The organism is Phycisphaeraceae bacterium, from assembly GCA_019636555.1.
Lineage (GTDB): Bacteria > Planctomycetota > Phycisphaerae > Phycisphaerales > UBA1924 > JAFEBO01.
In genome coordinates, this window is sequence record JAHBXH010000001.1 from 988327 (window position 1) to 1008415 (window position 20089).

9 protein-coding genes are annotated in these 20089 nt (G+C 59.0%); 6 read left to right on the forward strand and 3 right to left on the reverse strand.

Annotated elements, in window-relative coordinates; all coding sequences use genetic code 11:
* Positions 1 to 31 precede the first annotated feature (31 nt).
* Positions 32 to 1915, reverse strand: a complete 1884-nt coding sequence (locus KF691_04085) for a sodium:proton antiporter (GenBank protein MBX3388615.1) — start codon at positions 1913 to 1915, stop codon at positions 32 to 34.
* A 340-nt stretch (positions 1916 to 2255) separates the two neighbouring features.
* Here KF691_04085 and KF691_04090 point away from each other — a divergent pair, with 340 nt between their 5' ends.
* Complete coding sequence (locus KF691_04090) at positions 2256 to 2927, forward strand: response regulator transcription factor (GenBank protein ID MBX3388616.1); 672 nt, start codon at positions 2256 to 2258, stop codon at positions 2925 to 2927.
* 186 nt (positions 2928 to 3113) lie between these two features.
* Entirely contained in the window at positions 3114 to 3551 is a 438-nt protein-coding gene (locus tag KF691_04095) for a hypothetical protein (GenBank protein ID MBX3388617.1), read from the forward strand.
* Positions 3552 to 4400: 849 nt separating this feature from the next.
* Here KF691_04095 and KF691_04100 read toward each other — a convergent pair.
* A complete protein-coding gene (locus KF691_04100) occupies positions 4401 to 4991 on the reverse strand; it encodes a hypothetical protein (protein ID MBX3388618.1) in 591 nt (196 codons plus the stop codon).
* Positions 4992 to 5198: 207 nt separating this feature from the next.
* Here KF691_04100 and KF691_04105 point away from each other — a divergent pair, with 207 nt between their 5' ends.
* From KF691_04105 to KF691_04115, 3 genes are all read left to right on the forward strand, one after another.
* Positions 5199 to 6146: a hypothetical protein gene (locus tag KF691_04105; protein MBX3388619.1), complete on the forward strand. Its 948-nt coding sequence runs from the start codon at positions 5199 to 5201 to the stop codon at positions 6144 to 6146.
* 86 nt (positions 6147 to 6232) lie between these two features.
* On the forward strand, positions 6233 to 7210 hold the full coding sequence (locus KF691_04110) for a hypothetical protein (protein MBX3388620.1): 978 nt from the start codon (positions 6233 to 6235) through the stop codon (positions 7208 to 7210).
* A 223-nt stretch (positions 7211 to 7433) separates the two neighbouring features.
* Positions 7434 to 8144 carry a hypothetical protein gene (locus KF691_04115; protein ID MBX3388621.1) on the forward strand — a complete coding sequence of 237 codons (711 nt, stop codon included), beginning with the start codon at positions 7434 to 7436 and terminating at the stop codon, positions 8142 to 8144.
* A 172-nt stretch (positions 8145 to 8316) separates the two neighbouring features.
* On the opposite strand, the gene KF691_04120 is transcribed toward KF691_04115, so the two are convergent.
* Positions 8317 to 10218 (reverse strand): hypothetical protein, encoded by a 1902-nt coding sequence (locus tag KF691_04120; GenBank protein MBX3388622.1) that lies wholly within the window; start codon positions 10216 to 10218, stop codon positions 8317 to 8319.
* 492 nt (positions 10219 to 10710) lie between these two features.
* Between KF691_04120 and KF691_04125 the strand changes: the two genes are divergently transcribed.
* On the forward strand, positions 10711 to 20088 hold the full coding sequence (locus tag KF691_04125) for a hypothetical protein (GenBank protein MBX3388623.1): 9378 nt from the start codon (positions 10711 to 10713) through the stop codon (positions 20086 to 20088).
* Position 20089 lies beyond the last annotated feature (1 nt).

Genomic DNA, 20089 nt, shown 5'->3' on the forward strand with positions numbered 1-20089 from the left:
CAGCGCACCGGCGAGAAGCGGGCAGCAAGCGCTACTTGGAAGGCGGTTCGCTCCGTGCGTGCTCTCTGGATTCGTCGGGAACAAGAACGGCACCCTCACCGTTTTTGTCACTAATTCCGACGAAGAGGGCGCTCTCGGGCGCTCGAAGGGCTTTTGAGGTCGGCACGTTCAGCGTGAATCGCGCGTTGATGATCCAGCCGATGACGCGGAGCAGCGCGCCGGCCTCCTTGGCGGTCGCGCAGGTGCGCTTTTCGCGTTCGAACTTGGCGACGGCCTCAGCCAGCGGCTCGCCGGCGCTGATATCGACGGCCTCGAGCGCGCCGCGGGCGCGCTTCGCCGACCAGATGGCAGTGTGTCCTTTACCGAGGCGGTCTTCCGCCCAGCGGGCCGCCATCTGATCGACATCGTGGTTTCCGGTCCATGCGATGACCCATCCGACGTCGTGCGGGCTTCCGAAATCATCGAGCCAGCGGAAGTCGGTCGCGTCGCCGATGATCCCCTCGACACCTTCGGTTGCGGCGATGTCGATGCTTTCTTCGCTGCTGTCGACGATGCGGACAGGAATCTGGTTCGACGCGAGTTGCTTGGCGAGCGCGACGCTCATCGGGTGAGCACCGACGAGCATGACCGTTCCGCCTTCGCCGGCGCGAAGCCCCAGGGCCCACGCGAGCGCGGGAGAAAAGACGCTGGCGAGCAGAACGGTTCCGGCGATCGTGACGAACATGACAAGATCGAGCTGTTTGATATCTCCCAGGGTTTGGGACAGCACCGAAGGATCGAGGCCGCTTCCGCCGGCCTGGATCGCGCGCCCGAGCTCGTCGGATGCGACGGCGATGACCGAGAGCGCGACGATGCCGCGGGGCGCGAACGTCGCGGCGAACACGCGTTCGCGCATATCCAGCTTGGATCCCCAGGTTGACGCAAAGGCCGCAATGGGGCGGACGAGAAAGAGCAGCGCGAGCACGAACGCGCCTTCTTTCCAGGTGAGCGAAGCGAGCCGGGAAACATCAAATCGCGAGGCGAGAAGCACGAAGAGCGTCCCGACGAGCATGACCGCGAGGAGTTCCTTGAACGCTCTTAGTTCGGTGGCGCCGAGTATGCGGGCACGTGCCATCATGATGCCGCAGATGGTGACGGCGGCCAGACCGCCTTCGGGGGTGATCGCCTCTCCGATTCCGACGCAGGTCATGCACACGCCGACGGCGGTGAGGTTGACGAGTTGAGGCTCGGGCTTGGCGGATCGGCCGATGATCGCCATGAAACCCCGCCCGACAAGCCCCATGATGATTCCGATTCCCGCGCCGCCGACCAGCGGGCGAAAGAAGACCCACATACCTTCGCTTGCGAGCTTTGATTCTGAACCCTGCAGGAATCCGTGGAGGAAGTAGAGGCGGAGAACATCGAGCACGGCGATGGTGACGACGACTCCGATCGGATCGACGAGCACCGCTTCGGCGCCGAGCACGGCGTGCAGGCGCGGGCTGACTTTCATCAGTCGAAGGATCGGCTGGACGACGGTCGGCCCGGTCACGATGAGCGAAGCGCCGAGCAGGACCGCGATGGGCGTCGACATGCCCAGGAAAAAGTGCGCGGCGGCCGAAGCACCGGCCCAGGTGATGGCGGCGCCGATGGTGAGCAGTCCCCAGACGGCGCGCGGGGCCCGAGCGAGCTCTTCGCGGTTGAGATGCAGCGCGCCCTCGAAAATAAGGAGGCCGATCGCGACGGTGATGAAGCCGGTGAGCGCGCCCCCGAGGGAGGCGCCGTCCACGAGTTCCAGTCCGGAAGTTCCGAGCGCCACACCCGTCACCAGGAGCGGCAGGAGCGCGGGGATGCGCATGCGGCGGCAGAACACGCTGACGATGGCGCTGACGCCGAGGGCGAGCGCGATTGATTGGGCGGCGTTCGAATTGGTCAAGCGGGCGGTTCTTTCGGGAAACGGTTGGGGTCGGGGCACAAGAGTAACGGATGGCGTGCCTTGGGGGCAAAGAGCTTTGGGTTTCCTCTGCTCTTTTGCGATCCCGGAGGGGGCAACGGTCGTCCGAATAGGGGAAACGTGCAGGATTCGCGCCGTGAGGCTCCCGTGGGGAGGAGGCTTCCGAGAATGACTGCCTTTTCAGTTTGGAAATGAGGTGATCGCTCCATGCGGGGGTTTCGATGAATTGCCGATTGGCTTAGAATGAAGTGTTCCGTTTCAAGGAACGCGGCGGGGTGTCTGAGCCGCAATCGAAGAGAAAACCTTAATGGAGAAGTGATCCATGCGGGTGCTCTTAGTCGAGGACAACGAGAAAATCTCGACCGCTTTGACGGGCGGCTTGGTTGCAGCGGGGTTTCCCACGGACGTGGCGGCGTCCGGCGTCGAAGGCGAAGAACTCGCCTCGAGCGGGAACTACGACATCGCCGTGGTGGATGTGATGTTGCCGGATCGGTCGGGGATTGAGGTGTGCAGGAACCTGCGCAGGCGGGGTGTGCAATCAAAGATACTGATGCTGACAGGGTTGAGCGGCGTCCAAGACAAAATCCGTGGATTGGACGCGGGCGCGGATGACTGCGTCACCAAGCCGTTTGATCTTGACGAGCTTGTCGCTCGGTTTCGCGCGCTGATGCGGCGTGGCGACGCGGGTGCAAGCCGGTATCTCAGGTTCGACGATCTCAAGCTGGATATCTATTCGCGCCAGGCGGTGCGAGCGGATAAAGAGATCCAGCTTTCGAACCGGGAGTCGGCGCTTCTCGAGGTGTTCATGCGCAATCCCAATCGCCCGCTCGCGCGCGGGCAGATCGCGGAACGAGTCTGGGGACAGATGCTTGAAGAAGACAGCAACCTCATTGATGTGTACGTCGCGTCGCTGCGCCGCAAGTGCGATTACGGTTTCCCCACCCAACTGATACACACGGTTCGAGGAGTCGGCTATCGCTTCGGATCGCTCTAATCCGCCGGCGAAGCCCTGCACCGAGCCGCGGGTCGGAACGGAGGGGCTTTCAAAGCCCGATCGATTCGCTGCGGCGGAAGAGCCGGTTGACCGGGCGCATCGCCCATGAGTTTCGATCGTTTCTCGCCGTGACCATTCTGCAAGCCCGACAGGCGCGATGAGCGCGGAGCCGGAGCGTTGGGCAACTTGACCGAATCCATCCGCGGCGAGGGAAAACACCTCGCGCGCCTCTTGGAGAGCTTGTGTCTGCTATCGCCATCCGCGGACGGAAGTCGGGACCACGTTGTCCAGATTCTCGACGTACGCGACCTGGTCCGCGAAATTGTCGCGGAGTTGCGCACGGAAGAAGGCGAACAGTGCGGTGACATCCGCACGGTCATCGTCGGAAGACGCGCGCCGCGCATCCGCGGGGACAAGGAGCTGACGCGTGAATCCGCCGTGCAACTGATTTTCATCGGGATCGCGAGCCGGTCGGCCGGATCGGCGCTGGAAATCGAAATCGAATCGGAATCAGATCGATGCACGGTCGCCGTTCAGGCGGGAAAAGCACCCGCGCCGGATCGGGAGAGAGCGGCGCCCGGACAGGACCGATCCGGCGATGATCGGTCGCGGTCGCGGTCTTGATGGAGCTTGCGGCGGTTTCCGGAGGCAAGTTCTTTGCTGTTCGTCGCGTAGAGGCGCGTCGCGTTGGGGTGGAGTTTCGCGCGATCGAATGAAGCTCGCGTGTGCCGCGGCCGAACGCGGTCCCAACCAATGAGCGGGCGATTCGGACCAAAAAACCGGAATTCTCAGGACGACTTTAGGAATCTTTCACGGAAGACGAAGGTCCGCCTGCGAAGCTTTCGCTCTTCGGGAGTCGGGGCCAATCCGTGTTTTCGGGGTTGCGGGAAAGAAGGGGAAATTGGGGCAGAGGGTGAGAGAGTCGGTGAGGGGATTCGGTGATTCGGGTGTCGCATTTCGGCGGAGTGGCACCCGTGAGTCCCTGATGACGTCGGAGACGGGTGCGCGGGGGTGGGGGCGCTCGTGGCGAGCGATCAGATCGCGGCCGACGTTCACTGACAATCGCCCCCCTCTTCGTCCGAAGGGAGGAAGGGGGGATTGTGAAACAGAGGGGCGAGGGAGTCCGACTGGTTGCCTGATTTTGTTGCATGCTCGGTCGGCGTTCTCTCGCAAGAATCGGTCGACTTCGATCTTCGCAAGCAAGCGGATCAATTGCGATGCCGATGCGTGGGCAACGGCATGTCGTCCACGCGACGATTCTGTCATGCTCATCCTTTCATGAATGGGTAGCGAGCAGAGGGCTAGCAGGCTGTTGAAAAACTCCAACCAGTCGCAATTTCGAACCGCCATCTACCCTCGCGACCCGGGTCTGAGGGCCAGAAAGTTGTCTGCAATGCGTCGGCGCAGTAGGCACAATCAGAATTTCAACAGCCTGCTAGCGGTTTGCTCCGGCACGCGGCGCCGAATCCACACCTATGGCATTGCGTTTCGCTTTGTCGCCCAATCCGATAGCCGGGCTCCGTTTACGCCGGGATAGCGGATTGGTAATTGGCCGCGAGGTATCCGCATTCGATTCGCCGCCACTACCACACGCCGGACGTCTGATGGTCTTCCGTACAGAAAAAAACTGTCCTTCGAGCGAATCCGCACACGATGACCCAGCGTTCGGATCGCATCCATCACTTGCGGGCTGTAGGGTTCGAGCATTTCGAACCGGCTGGCCTCATACGCCGCATCCAGATCGTCGTCGTCATCCGAAAACGGTGTCACCATCCACTTCTTGCCGCTCGGAAGGGTGATCATGACGGCGGATCGTGGAACAGCCGCTTCCTCGAAATCGATTGCCGTTACCTCACCGTCTGTCCACGCTCGGATCATTTCAATTTTGTCTTTGCGTGGCTTTCGCTCGTGGCGGCACCAACGCAAGATGTTTTTCACATACTTCTCGCCGATAGCCTTTTGAAGGTCTTTCGGAGTGAGCTTGTTGTAGTACAGGTAGTCCAGAAGAGTTATCATAGAGATGGCAATAACAACCTTTGATTGCAATTCGAAGACTTTGGGCACGCGAGGGGTGCAAAAATATTTTTCGCACCTGCTGGTCCCGTGCGGTATCGAAACATTCTGGCAGCGAAGTGATCGCCCGCAGGGCATTGCGGGCGATGCTCAACCGCACTGAGATTGCTCGGAGAGGCCCTCCGGCTCAACCCGTCTGGCGGCGGGGAGGAGCGAAGAACGCTCGTGCTCGCCATCGGGCCGCAGGTGTGAGGCCCGATGGCGATCCCGAGCTGGCGATTCCGTAAAGAATCTCTTGTGCTGGACAATTCTGGCGTCTACAGGCAAAAATGGCTCATGATTGGTGAATCTGATGCCGGTTCCACCCCGCCGCAACCCGTTTTTCGGTTTCGACCCGATCAACCTGTGGTGTGGTGGCACCGCTCGCTAGAAAAATCCAACCAAGAGTGCCTTTATTGCGGTCGATTGGTAGGTGACGAATCCCTCGCCTCAGACAAAGAGCATCTCATCGCAAGAGAATTTGGCCCGGAAGGCTCGTTTGTAACGGGCAAAGAATTCAACTTTATCTTCCGGGCATGCAAGGAGTGCAACGGCCACAAATCCAACCTGGAGCGGCATCTATCCAGTGTGACCTTATTCAATAGTCCGGCCCGTTCGGATGCGGCCGTTGACGCTTCTGCCCGGAGGAAAGGGGCAAAGGACACGCACCCTGTCGAAAAGAAACTCGTTCAGGACTCTCATTCGTCGTTGTCCATCGCGGCTAAAGGAAGCGGAATGTCGATGAAGTTTGGGCTAGTCGCGCCGCCGCAGCCCGCAGCCAACTACGTCAAGAACCTTGCGTTTTGCCAGATCCAAGCACTCTTTTCGCTGACTACTACCGCTGATCCGACGATTCGCGGAACAACCAGGATTCTGCCCGAACATCACTTTCAATTTTTCGGCTACACCCACATCAACGATTGGGGAAATCCCCAACTGATGGAGATTCAAAAGAGGGCGCTGGACGTTCCGGTGCGAGCCATCGTCGTCTCTGCCAATGGCTTTTTCAAGGTGATTATGCGGCGTGACCAAGCCGAAAAAGGAGAGTGGTTTTGGGCTCTCGAATGGAACAAGTGGTTAGGTACGCCGATTTGGTATGGGATTTCGGAGCAATTGTTGGGGATGCACGGAAAGGAACCGACGTTGAATTCGCGAAGCTGGCCATAGATTCGTATGTAGCCGCGTCAAAAATCGATTCCGGTTCTGTGTGGGGAGATACGGAGCAAAACCTACGACGTGCTATGGCGTTGTCGTTGAAGATCAAGGACAAGCAGCGGGCGAAGCTCGTCGTTGACGCCATTCTTGACTACGAAAAGAAAACCGCGAATGACGAGGAACCCGGCACATTCTCATTTGCTTTCGGCGTTCTATTGCCGGAGAAGGGGGGGCCAAAGCTCGATCCAGATATCGAAATGGCCGTAGTCGAAAGCCTTGAAGCGAGAGTCGCCGCCATGGTCGCACCCGGAAGCGAGTGGGATGCGAGCCCAAAGTCAAGCGAACGCGTCGCCGGCGATCTGCTGAATTACTACCGCCGCAAAGGACTGAACAACAAGAGTAAACAGGTGCTTGCCGCCCTTGCAAGGCAGCATGTTCGACGTGCTGCGATGGGAGACGCGTTGTCGGCGATGATCTTCTTGAATGACGCACGAAAGCTGTTTCTGCAAGCCGGAATGAAAGAAGAGGCTGAAAAGACACAAATACAAAGTCAAACTCTCGGCCCGGCTGCGGAGAAGGAGATGAAGCGGGTAACGGTGAAACTGGAAATCAAGAAGGAGGATATTGACCAATATCTCGCCAGTTTGTCGGCGGACGGAATCGAAAAAGGAGTCGCAAAATGGGTTGACGATTTTCTGCCACGACTAAGCGATATCGAACGCCTCGAACGCGAAGCAGCCAGGACGGCACCGCTGCAATCCATTCTCCACGATTCAGCGAAAATATTGGGCGAAGGGCACGTCAACGCGGATGTCGGCAATGAAACTGGCGATGCCGAGGGAAAAGCCGTGCACGCAATCTCGCGATTCATGAATCCGCAGGCTCCGTTCTTGTCGCTAGGTCTCGATCATCTGCTTTCGTCGGGGATGAATTGGGATGCCCTAAAAATGCTGCTTGCACAAAGCCCCCTCGTGGCAGAGGATCGCCATTCAATCATCCGGGGCTTGCACTCGCACGGTAAGCGTGAAAGTTCAAAGCGGTGTAAGAACGTGGATAGGGGTAGGATTCTCCGCTGAAAAGCCGCAAAGGAATGGCGGTTTTGTCGGAGATCACGCCGGGCGTGATCGCGTATCTTCTGTGTCAACAGTGATTTACCGCATGGCGGCCAGGGTGATCCCGACAAAGGGGGTGAAAAAATGGGGAGTGGGGACCGAGCACGCAGTGCATCAACTCGCGTACAAGCTCTGCACCACGAAGCTGAAGTCGCGATTCTGACGCTCCACATCGGAGAGGCAAGTCATGTACAAGCTGCATCTCGACCTCCACCTCTACTTCGTGCCGCCAATGACCGAAGACGGTGCTGGCATTATCGTGACACGCGAGATCGAACTCCCGTTTCCGGCCTTCGAAGGTCTCCGAGTGTTCAGCAAGGAATTCGACGACTGCCCGGAGCCCTTGGGGTTCACGCTCAAAGACGTGGTGTGGGACGTTGACCGGAAGCTGTTCCTCGCTGATTCATCGTTGATCAGCAGCGGCCTTCCCATCGCTTGCATTCCGGATTCAATTCGTGATTGGATCCACCACGGATGGCGGCTCGGCAGCCTTCGTGATGCCTACATCGAACCCGACGAACAGGACGAGGTCGATGCAGATCCACCCGGCCAACCTCGGACGGCATCGCCGGAGGAAGAGGAAAGGATGCACACGCTTCCGCCGCGTCGGCGAACAAAGGAATTCAATCGCTTATTCAATGCGATGGTGCGGCACATGGCGGAGGAGTTTGTCGATATCGAATCGGCGTACGCGATGGAGTGCACCGGAAGCTTTTTCAGCGAAACGGAAATCAGCGAGCGAATGGGGGAGCCTGCCGTAAAGAAATGGGCTGAAGCTCGCGCCGCATTCTCCAGAATGTCGACCCAAGACAGGCTGGCTTGGCGCGAGCGCGCCACTCGGTATGCGAGCATCGAGGAAATCGTTCTCGAAGCGGATGGCAGGCCGAGATCGGATTGACCTGACTCGTGGGCGCTCCTCGAACGCGACAAAGTTTTCATTCCGGATTCGCGTAGCTCGCCCATCCTGCCGATCTATCACCTTTTGTCGGCTGAAGTCTCCTCAGGTGTTGCGTTTGACACGTCTATTCGCGATGCGATCGGCGCGTACATCCCGCTTCACGAGATAACGTCTAGGCGAGCCAAGGCGTTCTTCGAGATCGGTGGGCCTGGAGGCGATGTAGTCCAGAAGCGGCGCCAGCGATTCTGAAACCATCAACTTGCGCGTACGCGGCTTGACTCCGACCTTGTAACAGCAGGTGCCGCCGCGCATGAGGACGTACCGCCCGATGGTCTCGCCGTCTTCTTGGAGGCACGCGATCAGCACGATGTCCGGGCGGGGCATCGTGTGCGTCTGGGCGACCCAGTGAGGTCGGCCATCTTCCATGCCTCGAAAGCACAAGAGCATTTCGACCCGAAGGTTGCCGTTGACTCGGAATGTCGTTTCGGAATCTTGCTCGACCACCGCGCCCCGTGCTCGGATTTGATCGGCCCATTCGGGACGCAGTCGACGAATCCGCTGCTTGCGGGCGCCGTAGCCGCGCAGGTGGCTGCAGTCCCTCTTCGGGCGATAGTGCAGCAGCGCGTACACGGCATTCAGGCCGCCGAATCGGTGTTCGTAGAAGACGCTCCCCGGGACGCCCTTGGCGTCGTTGATGATCTGGGCCGAGAGTTTGCCGTGCTTTGCTAAAAGCGGGCGCAGCGCGTCGAGTGCCTGTTTGCTGGTGATGCGCGTGGACCATCCGGCGATCCGGGCCTGCGCTTTCCAGAAGAGTTTCGGATCCACGAGCGGTGGGAAGGCATCCTACCGGAATCACGCTCCCTTGCGAGGGATCATCGGAACGCGATGTTCGCTGTGCGCCCGCATCGCGGATCGAAGCCGCAGCAGCACCCTGCCCCGATGCATCCACCACCGATGAAGTGTCGAGAGCGCCCGCAGCGATGAGCGACTGCAGTGTTTGGAGAACTTCCTTGACGGGTCGATTGCGCACCGGGAAGGCTCGAACCGGTCGTGCCGCGGACTGCGGAGTCGCATCGAGCCGCGCCAGCAACGCGACGATGCGCTCGTGCTGAGTGGGCGTAGCTGTGACGATCAGTGTTCCCGTCAACTCATCTGTGACGACGCGCAGGCGATCATCCGCAGATTGCGCGGAAGGAGCGGCTGCCGGGGCGTTCATGGTTTTCTCGCGGATTGTCTGCTCAATGAGATTGGCAACTTCCTTCGCACTGAACACCTTGGGTGTGTAGTCGCGGGTGATGACCTCCTCGCGCTGGTCGAGCGCGGCAATCAACTTGAGCCACGAGTCGCGCGTCTCCGCGGGCGCAACAAGTAAGAGTGACTTGCCATCGGGCGCAATCGTCAGTTCGCCGCGGAGCTTGTCGCCCGAGACCGCGTCCCGCTTCGCGGCGAGTTGCGTGACCGCTGATTGCAACGCCGTGGCAGGGATATTCCTCGCCTCAACGACCAGCGGAGAGATGTCTTCGCGCGGCACATCGAGTGTGTCGAGGAGCTTCTTCGCTTCTTCGACACGTGAGGCCAGATCGCTAATGAGCAGAAGACCCGAATCGCCGACCGGTGTGGCGGTGCCGACGTTCTTCGTCAGAAATGGTTTAATCGCCTCGGCAAGATCCTTCGCGGAGCGAAACTTGGGGCGGATGATTTGCTGCACGAATCCGGGGCGGAGCGATGTATCCGGTTGAACCGTTGCGATCTGCACACCCGATGCGTTCGGCGCATCAGCGAGTTTGACAATTGAGAGCACGTGCGCGTTCGGGCTGCGAACAAGCGCAAGCTGCCGCGAAGCGAGCACCTGATTCGTCAGCGCCCAGAGTTCGTCCGGCGTGACGTCGCTCACGCCGCGCAGCGTCACGGTGCTGCTCGCGCCGGATCCTGATGGCTTGAGAATCGCGGGATCGAATTCGAGCGGGATCTCGAGCGTGTTCGCCGTGAGAATGACGAGACCGGAGAGATCGACTTGCTCGGGGAGGGAGACGCGAGGCGATGCGGCCAAGAAGCCTGCGATTGACGCGGTCATTGGTGCTAGAAGTGATACTGCCGCGACTGCGAAATGTGGACTACGGCGGGCGACCCTTTGGAAATTGAAAGCGATCATACGGTCACGAGTCTACAGGAAATCGGCGAAAGGTTCCTCAAACCAAAGCGTCTTCTGGGGCCCCGGCTTCGAATACTGAAGTCGGAAGCCAATGCCAAAGGCTTGCCGACCAATCGTACATTCGGGCAATGCAAGAGCGCCCACCGCTGTCACAAAGCGATTGCCAAAGTATGGATCCGATGTACAAAAATACAGGGAATCAAGATCGTCGGTGGTTCGATTACGAAAGCACTGCACGTGCGTCAAGTCTCGCGAGGACGAATTACTCAGTTTGTATTAGGACGCGGACACCTCGTGCTGCCAATGCCGGATAACTGTGGATAACTCACTTATCGCCCGTCGGTCGTTTGACGCGCGTTCATCCTTTGGGTAAACCATCGCAGCCAATGAGTGTAAATTCCGGGAGACCATCCGATGCGGCAGCAAACTGTTGTCAGAGTGAGCGTTCCGGGTAAGAAATCCTCGTTCCGCGTCAAGTCAACCATCGCGGTCCTTGCAGCGATGGTGCAGACGGCGACGGCGACGGAGCCCACCCGGTGGATTGAGATCCCCGGCAACGGATGGTCGGTGGCAGAATCCGGCCGAGATCTCTCCTCGACCAACACGACCGAGCACCGTTATGGCGGTTGGAGCCGAGGATGGGCTCAATACACAGGCTCGGGGGATGGCATTTTTGGCGATCAGAGTGACATATGGGGAGCGCTGGCAACTCATTTGATGCCGGATTTGCTGAACGATTGTTTCCCGTTCAACCTCGGATTGATGGAGTCCACGCAACCTGGGGATTTCATGACCCCGGGTTCAACGCTGGCGGAAGATACGCTTCCTCTTCTACCTCGCACGATTGCGGGCGATTCGACGTCGTGGAACGGGTTGTCAAGACCAACTATCGACCAGCACGTTGATCTTGTTACTGGAGTTCCGTTTGTTCAATTCGAAGATTTGACTTTGCCGCTGGGCGGCAGCCAGTTCCGCCTGATCCGAAGCCACTCCGCAGATCGCACCCTGAGCTATCGCCCTTCGGAGCCCGGAACAATTACAGTCTCGCCGTACCGCACGCGCTGGTGGGACTGGGTCGGCGCGGGATGGATGATGAGCGAGAATCCCATCTTGCTCGTCGATTCCACGCTCCCGGACGAAGTTGGAAGAACGGGTCAACCTCGTTGTAAATTCTGGCAGGATGCGTTCCACTCTATTTCCTTTGATTGGGTTCCCACGACCAGCAGCGGCGACGACGAGCAGCATGGCTTTTATGAATGCTCTCCGAGATTTCGGGCAAAGCTGAACGCGAGCCGCGACGATGGCGAAGGTCGCAAGCATTCGAACGAAAGCGGCGGCCCGGTCCGGCGCACACTATCCAGCGACAACGAAACTCCGAACGCGGGCCAATGGAGCCGCTTCCCGGATAAGTTCGAGGTCTCGCTGTTTGAGGGTGAAATCGTCTATGAGTTCACTCCCGTTTGGCAGGATCTGCCGAAGTGGGAATACAAGTGGCTGTGGGCCGATGGCGTTCATACCGGCGAGTTGCTGACGAACATGCACGAGCGTCCGCTTCTTCCACTCGGAATGGGCTCGAACGAAGGAGGTTTGGCGGCCGGGTTTTGGGAAGCCGCCTTGGCGTATCACTCGCCCTGGAAATCGAAGCCGATCAAGTGGACCGATGCCGCCATTCCCTCCGAGCCGGATGGTCCGATTCAGAATGGCCGGGGAATTGGAGCTCCCTACTACGCGCTCGTGACCGCAATCCGCGACAAATTCGGCAACCGCGCCGAGATCAAATACACGCCGCTGATCGAAACCGGCAACGACTCTTTCACGCAGAATCGTCCAACTGAAGGCGATCAGAGTACCGGCCCGAAAGTCTCCTCAACTATTCTTCAAAACGTCAACCAGAAGGGACAGATTCGCGAGATTCGCTTAAAAACCGCGGACGGTGTCACCCGATGGACGCTCTTGTACACGTACCGGCTCATTCCCACCAAGTCCCAGTGGAATGTTCCGGGTTTCTCCGCATGGGACAACCTCACGGACGACGAGAAACGCTGCTGGGGCGATTCGGTTCTCGACACAATCTACGTGTATGAAGGCGACGTGCCTACTCATGACGTGACGCTCGTGCGATCACCCAACGAGGCCGAAGTGGTACTGCCTCCGGCGGAAGCGCGCCAGTATCTCAATCAAAACGGCGACATGATCGAGAAGTACATCGCCAACGAGCTTCCGGACACGATCTACTGGCCGGACACGACAGCAGTCGCCTATCCAAACGCGACCGCTCGTGCAGCGCTCCGCGATTGGAAATACCGCTGCAGGTACTACTACACCATCAACAACAACTTTGCGACGACCGGACCGTCGACCTATTTCATTGAATCTCCCGCACAACTCATGCGCGCTCAGGTTGAGCAGCGAACGCCCAATACGCCTTCCACGTCAATTGTGACCGATGCGCCCGGTCGCAACAAGTGCTTCATGTATCAACCACTCGGGGAGTCTCGCTTTACGCCGTGGTTGTCGGTGATGCTTGACGATGATGATGTGCAGCGTGTCGTCAAGACGCTAAAAGAAGACGCGAGCGCATCGTCCTGGGCGGACAACTCGAGTCACGAAGCCGAATTGCAATCGCTTTCCATGCTTCGCTGGGAGGAAGAGTCTTGGCCGTCCAGCGTGATCTTTGACAACGAGAAATTTTCTTCATCGCTGCGTCAAGGCGCGACCTATTACTTTCGAAACGCCTGCAATGACGGAACCGTAGCCGGTTCGCCGGGCGGTTATTTTGGACAAATTCTCACCAGCAAGCTGCTCGAGGACACCGGCACATCGATGCTTCCGGCCGACAACGGATGGTGCACAGATTCGGCTACCGGCACAGTCGGAGCTCTATCGTACACCGATCCGTCCGGCAAAAGAAGGTTCTATCGGATTACGCGATTCGCCGCCATTCCCGGAGTCACGAGCGGTGAGCAGATTGTGACAGCATGGCCTGGCACCGTCGGCACGAAACCGATGCGATCGGTTTTTCACACACCCTATTACTGGCAAGCCTACCCGTTTGAGAATCTTTATGACTTTCCAGAGTTTTCCTTGAGTTGGAATGACGGCCTCTCTCCCGCGGTACTTGCCGGAAATGTTTCAGCCTATCCAACGGATTACACAAAAGCCCGCTGGATCGTGATCGTGGACGAGTTCCCCGATTACAACTCGCTCAAGACCGGTGCGAATGACCTCACGCTCACCGGCGCGACCGGGACGTATCACTCGTTCTTTTCCAAATCTACCAGCCGCCAGATCTTCGGCATCAATCCGCAGGGTAACGTCCTTTGGAAGAAAGACTATTTCCTCCATGGCGACCGCTTCACCGAAGGCGGCGACATGGGGCTCACCGAAAAGTGGGTATATAAGACGGGTGACGAGATCTTGCAAGGGCTTGGAAAGAGCACGACCGAGCGCGAAGCAGCTCGCAAGCCTTTCCTCACCGAACGATTCTTGGTCGGCAAGAAATCCGTCGGCTATGCCGCCGCTGCGATTGCCGCGGGCACCGGCAATCTCGTGGACAAAGGCCTTGTCCATGTCTTTGCCTATGACGATGTCACGCCCGGCGCAGCGATTGCCGAAACGCCGGAAGCTTCGGGCTTTTCCTGGGGAGAGCGCATCAAACCCGTTGCAACGGGAATCTGCAACGGCGATTCGAACACCAGCGGAGACTTTTCCACCGTTTACTATCAATCACGGACGTTCTATGACCCGACAGATCCGACCCTTGTCACCGCAGTAAGCCAGCTCACCACGCCTGTTACTTCGTATCCATCCGCTCCTTCGGAGTCCGGAGCGATTTTGTCCCGCTCCATCACCACCAAGGACAAGGACTCTCAAACCGGCTACTACACCAAGATCAGCACCAAGTCGGTCTCGCCGCCCCACCGACCCGATCCGAATCAGCCAAACTCAAAGTACTACGACGTGTCGTTCGAAGTCACCGGCCCCTCGGGGCTGCCGGTCTGGTCGGTGTCGGCCACAGTGCCGGACTTCGACAGCATTCCGTCGAGTTCCAGCGATCCGAATGTCCGTGTCCAACTCACTTACTTCAAGTACGACGATTGGCGAGGACGGCCGACAGAAACCTGGTCGGACGTCGATAAAAGCACGCACGTCAATCCGGCGCTCGTCATCCCACAAGCCGATGTCGATCTGCTTCCGTCGGGGCTCAACCGGATCGGTGGTGGAACGCCCCCCCAGGAACTTCGCACCTACTACGTGTACGACGAGGTGGAAGACGTGCCGCAAGAAACTCATTTTCCCAACGGGCGCGTCTTTGCCCGGCGCAGATTCACGATTCCCGATACCGAGAACATCAACGGTGGGAAGTCGATCACCCGAATCTTTCGCCTCAACGATTTGGAGCAGCAGAGCGGTTCGGTGTACAAGACGGGCTCGTTGTGCACCATCGAGGATTACGGAAAATTCGACATGGAATACCGCGAGGTTCTGATGTTCGGAACCGGCAGCGGGCCCATCGGGATCCCGTTCGGCGAATCGCACACCAAGGCCGAGAAACGCCTGATTCGCATACGCCAGATTTGGTTCAACGGCTCGGTCGATCTGGCTTCGCTTACGTCGTACACCAACTTTGAAATCAAGCCGCCCATCGAACTGACCTATGACTCGTCCGGTCGCGTCGCGACAGTTGCGGACACGGATCTCAACTGGGACGGAACCAAGGCCGCGATGGCGGAAATCACGAATGTCGGTGATCGCATCCGCGTCAAGGAGATGGACGGCAATGCGTCGATGAAGATCCGCGACGCTCGCGGGTATTTGGTCCGCACCTATGCCGGCAGCCAAGATGACGACTGGGACGACAACGTGTGGCACGCGCCGACGCGCACCGGAATGGACATGATTCTGCGGAGCCGTGTCGAGTTTGGAAGCGACTTCACGAACGCCACCCTTCCAACAAAGACTTGGAGTTATCTCAATACGCCTTCGCGCGGTTGGAACTCGACAAATCTTGCGCCGTTCGGACCCGCACCGGAAGATGATCCCGAGGGGCATCTCACTCAGACTCGATACGACTGGCGCATGCGCCCGGTACGCGTGGATGTGTTCGGGCCAGCGACATCTAACTGGGTCCAGCGTTCTGAAGGAATGCCAGAACCGGAACCGACTCGCACTCGGCTTACCACCCGCTTGACGTATCTGGACCACGCGAGTCGGCCCGTCATTGAAGCGTCATTCGGTGCAGAGGAGCAAGATCCAACGTTCCTAGATTCCGTCGATCCCTCGAAGCGATTACCGATCAGCGGCGATCCGAATCCGATCCCGGCGATATCGAGCATTCTCGCCAAAAAGCCGCTCTCCCTTGTCGAAACCCAGTACGACGCCGACGGCGCCGTCAAGGAGCGTCGGACCTATCGCGTCCGCGCGGCAGGAAGCACAGGTTATCAGGGTTCAAGCGATTACATGTCGGAACGCTTCGGCTATGGTCCAGGCGGGCGCGAGGTTTTCGCGCAGCGCCCTTCGTCACCAATCCAAATCACGACGCTGGACAATCTCGGTCGCACCATTTCGGAGCGTTCCATTCTTCCACGGTCGATCAGCGGCTCGCTCGATCTCACGTTCGAACTGGCTCGGACCGAGTACGGTTACGACGCGGACGGCAACGTGATCCTGACTGCAAATTGGGAGCGAATCATGCCGGGCGGTGACTCGGCTTCTTCGACCCCCTCAGGGAATGCCGCGCTCAGCCTGGCGAACGCGGTCTGCCATTTGACGGAGAGTTGGTACGACCCGTCGAAACGCCTGATCGCGACGGCGAATTACGGAACCGGAAACACGACATCGTCGTCCAGCGGGACGTTTGTCACCCCGTCGGGAGCTCCGACACTCGCATCCAGGCTCTCAGCGCGCGCATCCGCTCCGAGCGCGCGCCCCGAATTGTCCGTGCCGGGCGTGGAGAGTGCTTCGAGTTGGGCCGTCGATCGAAGCGGCGTCCCCGCCAACGTACCTCTCACTGTCCACCGCTACGACCGCGCCGGCAACAAGGTGGGCACGGCGACGCAAAGGAACTTCGGCGCCGCGGCCGAAGATGTTACGTACACCTTCACGCGCATGGAATATGACGCGAAAGGACGCCTCTTTGTGCAGACCGACGATGCGGGTACAGGAGGCATTAAGCGGCGTACAAAGTATGGTTACTGGCTTGGTCGCACGGTCAGCATTTGCTCACCGATGACGGAAAACTCGACGACCGGCGCCGACGAAAGGTGGCAGACCCAAGGCGCGATATACGGCGCCGAAATCGTTGCCGAAACAACAGATTCCGAGACCGGAGAGCCGACGCTTTCCTGGATTTCTCGCGACAATTCTCTGGTCGGAGCGATGCTCTCAACCAATCCCGGGAGCGAGATCAACAACGGCTCGATGAAGCCCTTCGGCGGAGCGGTCGCGCCAACACCGAGCGAGAGCGGTCTCCTCCCTGACGTGATCGCGGGCCTGGGAGAGTTCAGGTACGACCGACCCGACTTTGCCTATCGCTACTACGCCGATGGTCAGATCGCCGAACGCGTCGATCGGCGTCGGCTCGCGATGCGGTATTTCTACGATGACCAGCGCCGTCTGAAGGAAGTCGAGATCTGGCACTATCCCGTCACGGCAACGCCGCCGACCGACTACCCCGCGAGCGGAAAGTGCGCCAAAAACATCTACCCCCTTGCATCCGCCGCGCGAGGCTATTTACCCGAGCTTTCGCCGCCGGTGGCCTTCGGCGATGACCTCACCCCGGTCGATCGGATCGGCTTCATTTCATATGAGTACGACAGCCGCGGCAACACGACGCGGGTGACGGCGCGCAAAGACCGCAGCAGCTGGACGATCATCACCGACACCAAATACGAATACGACGAACGCGGCAATCTGCTCAAGGAATGCCAAGCCCACGGAACAACATGGGGAGACGAGGGCGTGCCCGTTGTCGAGTATTCGCGGCAGTATGTGTCCGCTGACCCATCGTCTTCCGGTGCCGAGCACCTCGTGTCAATGACCTATCCCGAGTTTGCGGGGACAGGAAGCACCGCCGTCGCCGGAATCCGGGTGCTCAACTTTGCCTACGGTGCGGGAGGCTCCGCCGACGCCACCACAAAGAGAATCTCGTCGATCTCGATGGGAGCGACGCACATCGCGAGCTTCGGATACACCGGAACCGGCCGACGCGCTTCGTTGAGTCTTGGTGGCAGTTCCACTTCTCCCGGGCTTTGGACCAACTTCGGCGGGAGCACTCCCCCGTCCAATGCCCTGCCCGCGCTCGATTCGTTCGGGCGCGTCCGTGATTTGCACTATGTCAACACCGCGAGCACCACGCTCTGGCGCGGCGAGCACGAATACGACGCCGCGGGCAATCGGCTCTACGAGAAGCTCACGCAACAGGCATCCGGTGCCGCCACTTGGGGAACGGGCGCTTCGGCTATCTCGCAGCCCGCTCAAAGTGGAGTCAACAACCGTTCACGCCGGTTTACCTACGACAACCTTGATCGCCTGACTTCGTCACTCAGTGGCACACTGAACGCGTCCGACGAAATCGTTTCCGGTGGTGACGCTTATCCGACAATCCGATCTGAAAGATGGTTGCTCGACAAGCTTGGCAATTGGGCAGGCGTTGGCGCGCTCGAAAACAAACTGTTCGACCTTTGCTCTTGGGACGAACTCCCCCTGCCGCCGCACCCCGGTGTGCCGGGCGGGCCGGGATCGCCTCCGATTGGCGGCGAAGTTCCGCCCGTTGGAAGTTATGGTTTTAATGCGGGACACCGTGTGGTCTTTGACGAGGGCGGAGACTTTGAAGATCGCAAGGTGTGGGAAGCACATTTGGTCGCGACGGGCGTGCTCCATTCGGCAACCACAGGCGAGGCGATGATCAGCGCCCAGCCAAACGCGATCAACCAGATCCATGACTTTGGCGGAGGCGAGTTCAAGCAGCAACTACACCGCACCGATCCCTGCGGCAATCTGGTGTTGGACGACAAGTACTACTACCAATACGACGCGTGGAATCGTTTGTGCTCGGTCCACGAAAAGGGAACGCTCAGTTATTTCCGCATTGATGAATATGGTGTCCCCAAGCGCCTGAGTGGACAGGATGCCACTCCTCCTTCGAGCTATCCGTCCACGTGCGAATGGCCGTCGATCGGAAAACTCGTCAAGCACTTCACGTACGACGGCGTTGGCAGGCTGGCGCGAACCAGTTCTCCGGTCGTCGCGCCCGAAGGTTGGGAGTTCTTGGGGAACGAGAATGGCGATGAAGGAACCGTCGCCTCGTTCACGCGATCGGAGAGGTTTATTTACGACGGCGTTCGCCGCATCCAGGAGATCGTGACCGATCCGATTCTCGCCGATCAGGACGGCAACCGCGTCGCCACGATGTCCAGCGAGAACGACCAGCGCGGTGGGCACGGCGGCAGCGGCCAATCGGGAACGCTCCCGAACATCAGCGTCTTCCTGCGCGCGCAATACATCTGGGGGCCCGGAGACAATGGGGTTGATGAACTTCTTTGCCAGATCGATCCATATGCGACCGGGTCGCAATCGACGACCACGGGGCCGCAGGGCAAGCTCTGGTCCATCCTGACCGACGCACAGGGTGACGTGGTCTCGATCGTCGGAATCACCAACAACCTCAGCGGCATGTCGATCGCGGCCGTTGCGGGGCAATGGACGTACTCCCCGTACGGCGACGTGCTGACGTACGACCTCATTTCGCCGCATCCGGCCATGGTCTTCGGCCACAAGACGCTTGCGGTCGATCGTCTGGACTCAGCAAGTTTGACTTGGGTTGACGAAGAAGAAGAGGGTTCAGGAGACTGGCAGTTCTTCGAGACCCAAAGGCTGGAGCCGGGTGCAAAGCTGCTCGCGTACGCCCGTAACCGGACGCTCGACATCCAGCGAGGCCGGTGGTTGCAGAGTGATCCGAATGCAAGTGGGTTACGAACGACGCAACTTTCTTTTTACGGAAGTGCGCCAAGCCAACATCCGGCGCTTTCTCTAATCCAGCGTACAGATGACGGATTGAATCTGTCCGGATACCTGCGTTTCAGGCCAGTCTCAGGAAGAGATCCGCTCGGCCTGTCATTCCTCGCGGACCTCGGAGCTTCAGCGGGCGTACGCGGGATGCTCGCTGGAGCATTGCTTAATGGAGGAATTGGGGGACTAGCAGGTCTTGCGAATCCACAAGTTGGGTTTGTTCGCGGCACCGCCGTCGGCGCGCTCAGCGGAGCCTTTGGCGGTGGCGCTTTCGGACTAATGTACGGAGCTCTTTCGCAATCGGCATTCTTCGCTTCTGCCTCGGGCCTCCTCGCGAAGTTGATGATTTCCGGTTTTACTGGCGGAGTGGCTGCGAGCGAAATGGCTCAAGGCGTGACTGGCGGTCCCATTGATCACTGGCGGGCATTGAATGATGGTGCGATTTCCGGTCTTTTCGCAGCTACCGGCGGACTCGCCTCCAATTTCATGCGATCGGCGATGTACTCCGGCGGCTCAATTCCGCCATCGCTAGTCCCCAGTCGAGCACTCGAAACTCTTGAAGCCATTCGGAACAATGGAGGAAGACCCTTGCAGGGTTATCCAGGGGGAAGAGTATTTCAGAATCGAGAAGGCTTGCTACCTCAGGGAGGGCAATATCGCGAGTTCGATGTCAATCCGAAACCGCTAACAGGTTCTCGTGATGCCGAGCGCATCGTGATTGACAGCCTATCCGGAAACGCCTATTATACTCCCGATCACTATCAAAATTTCTATCCAATGTGAA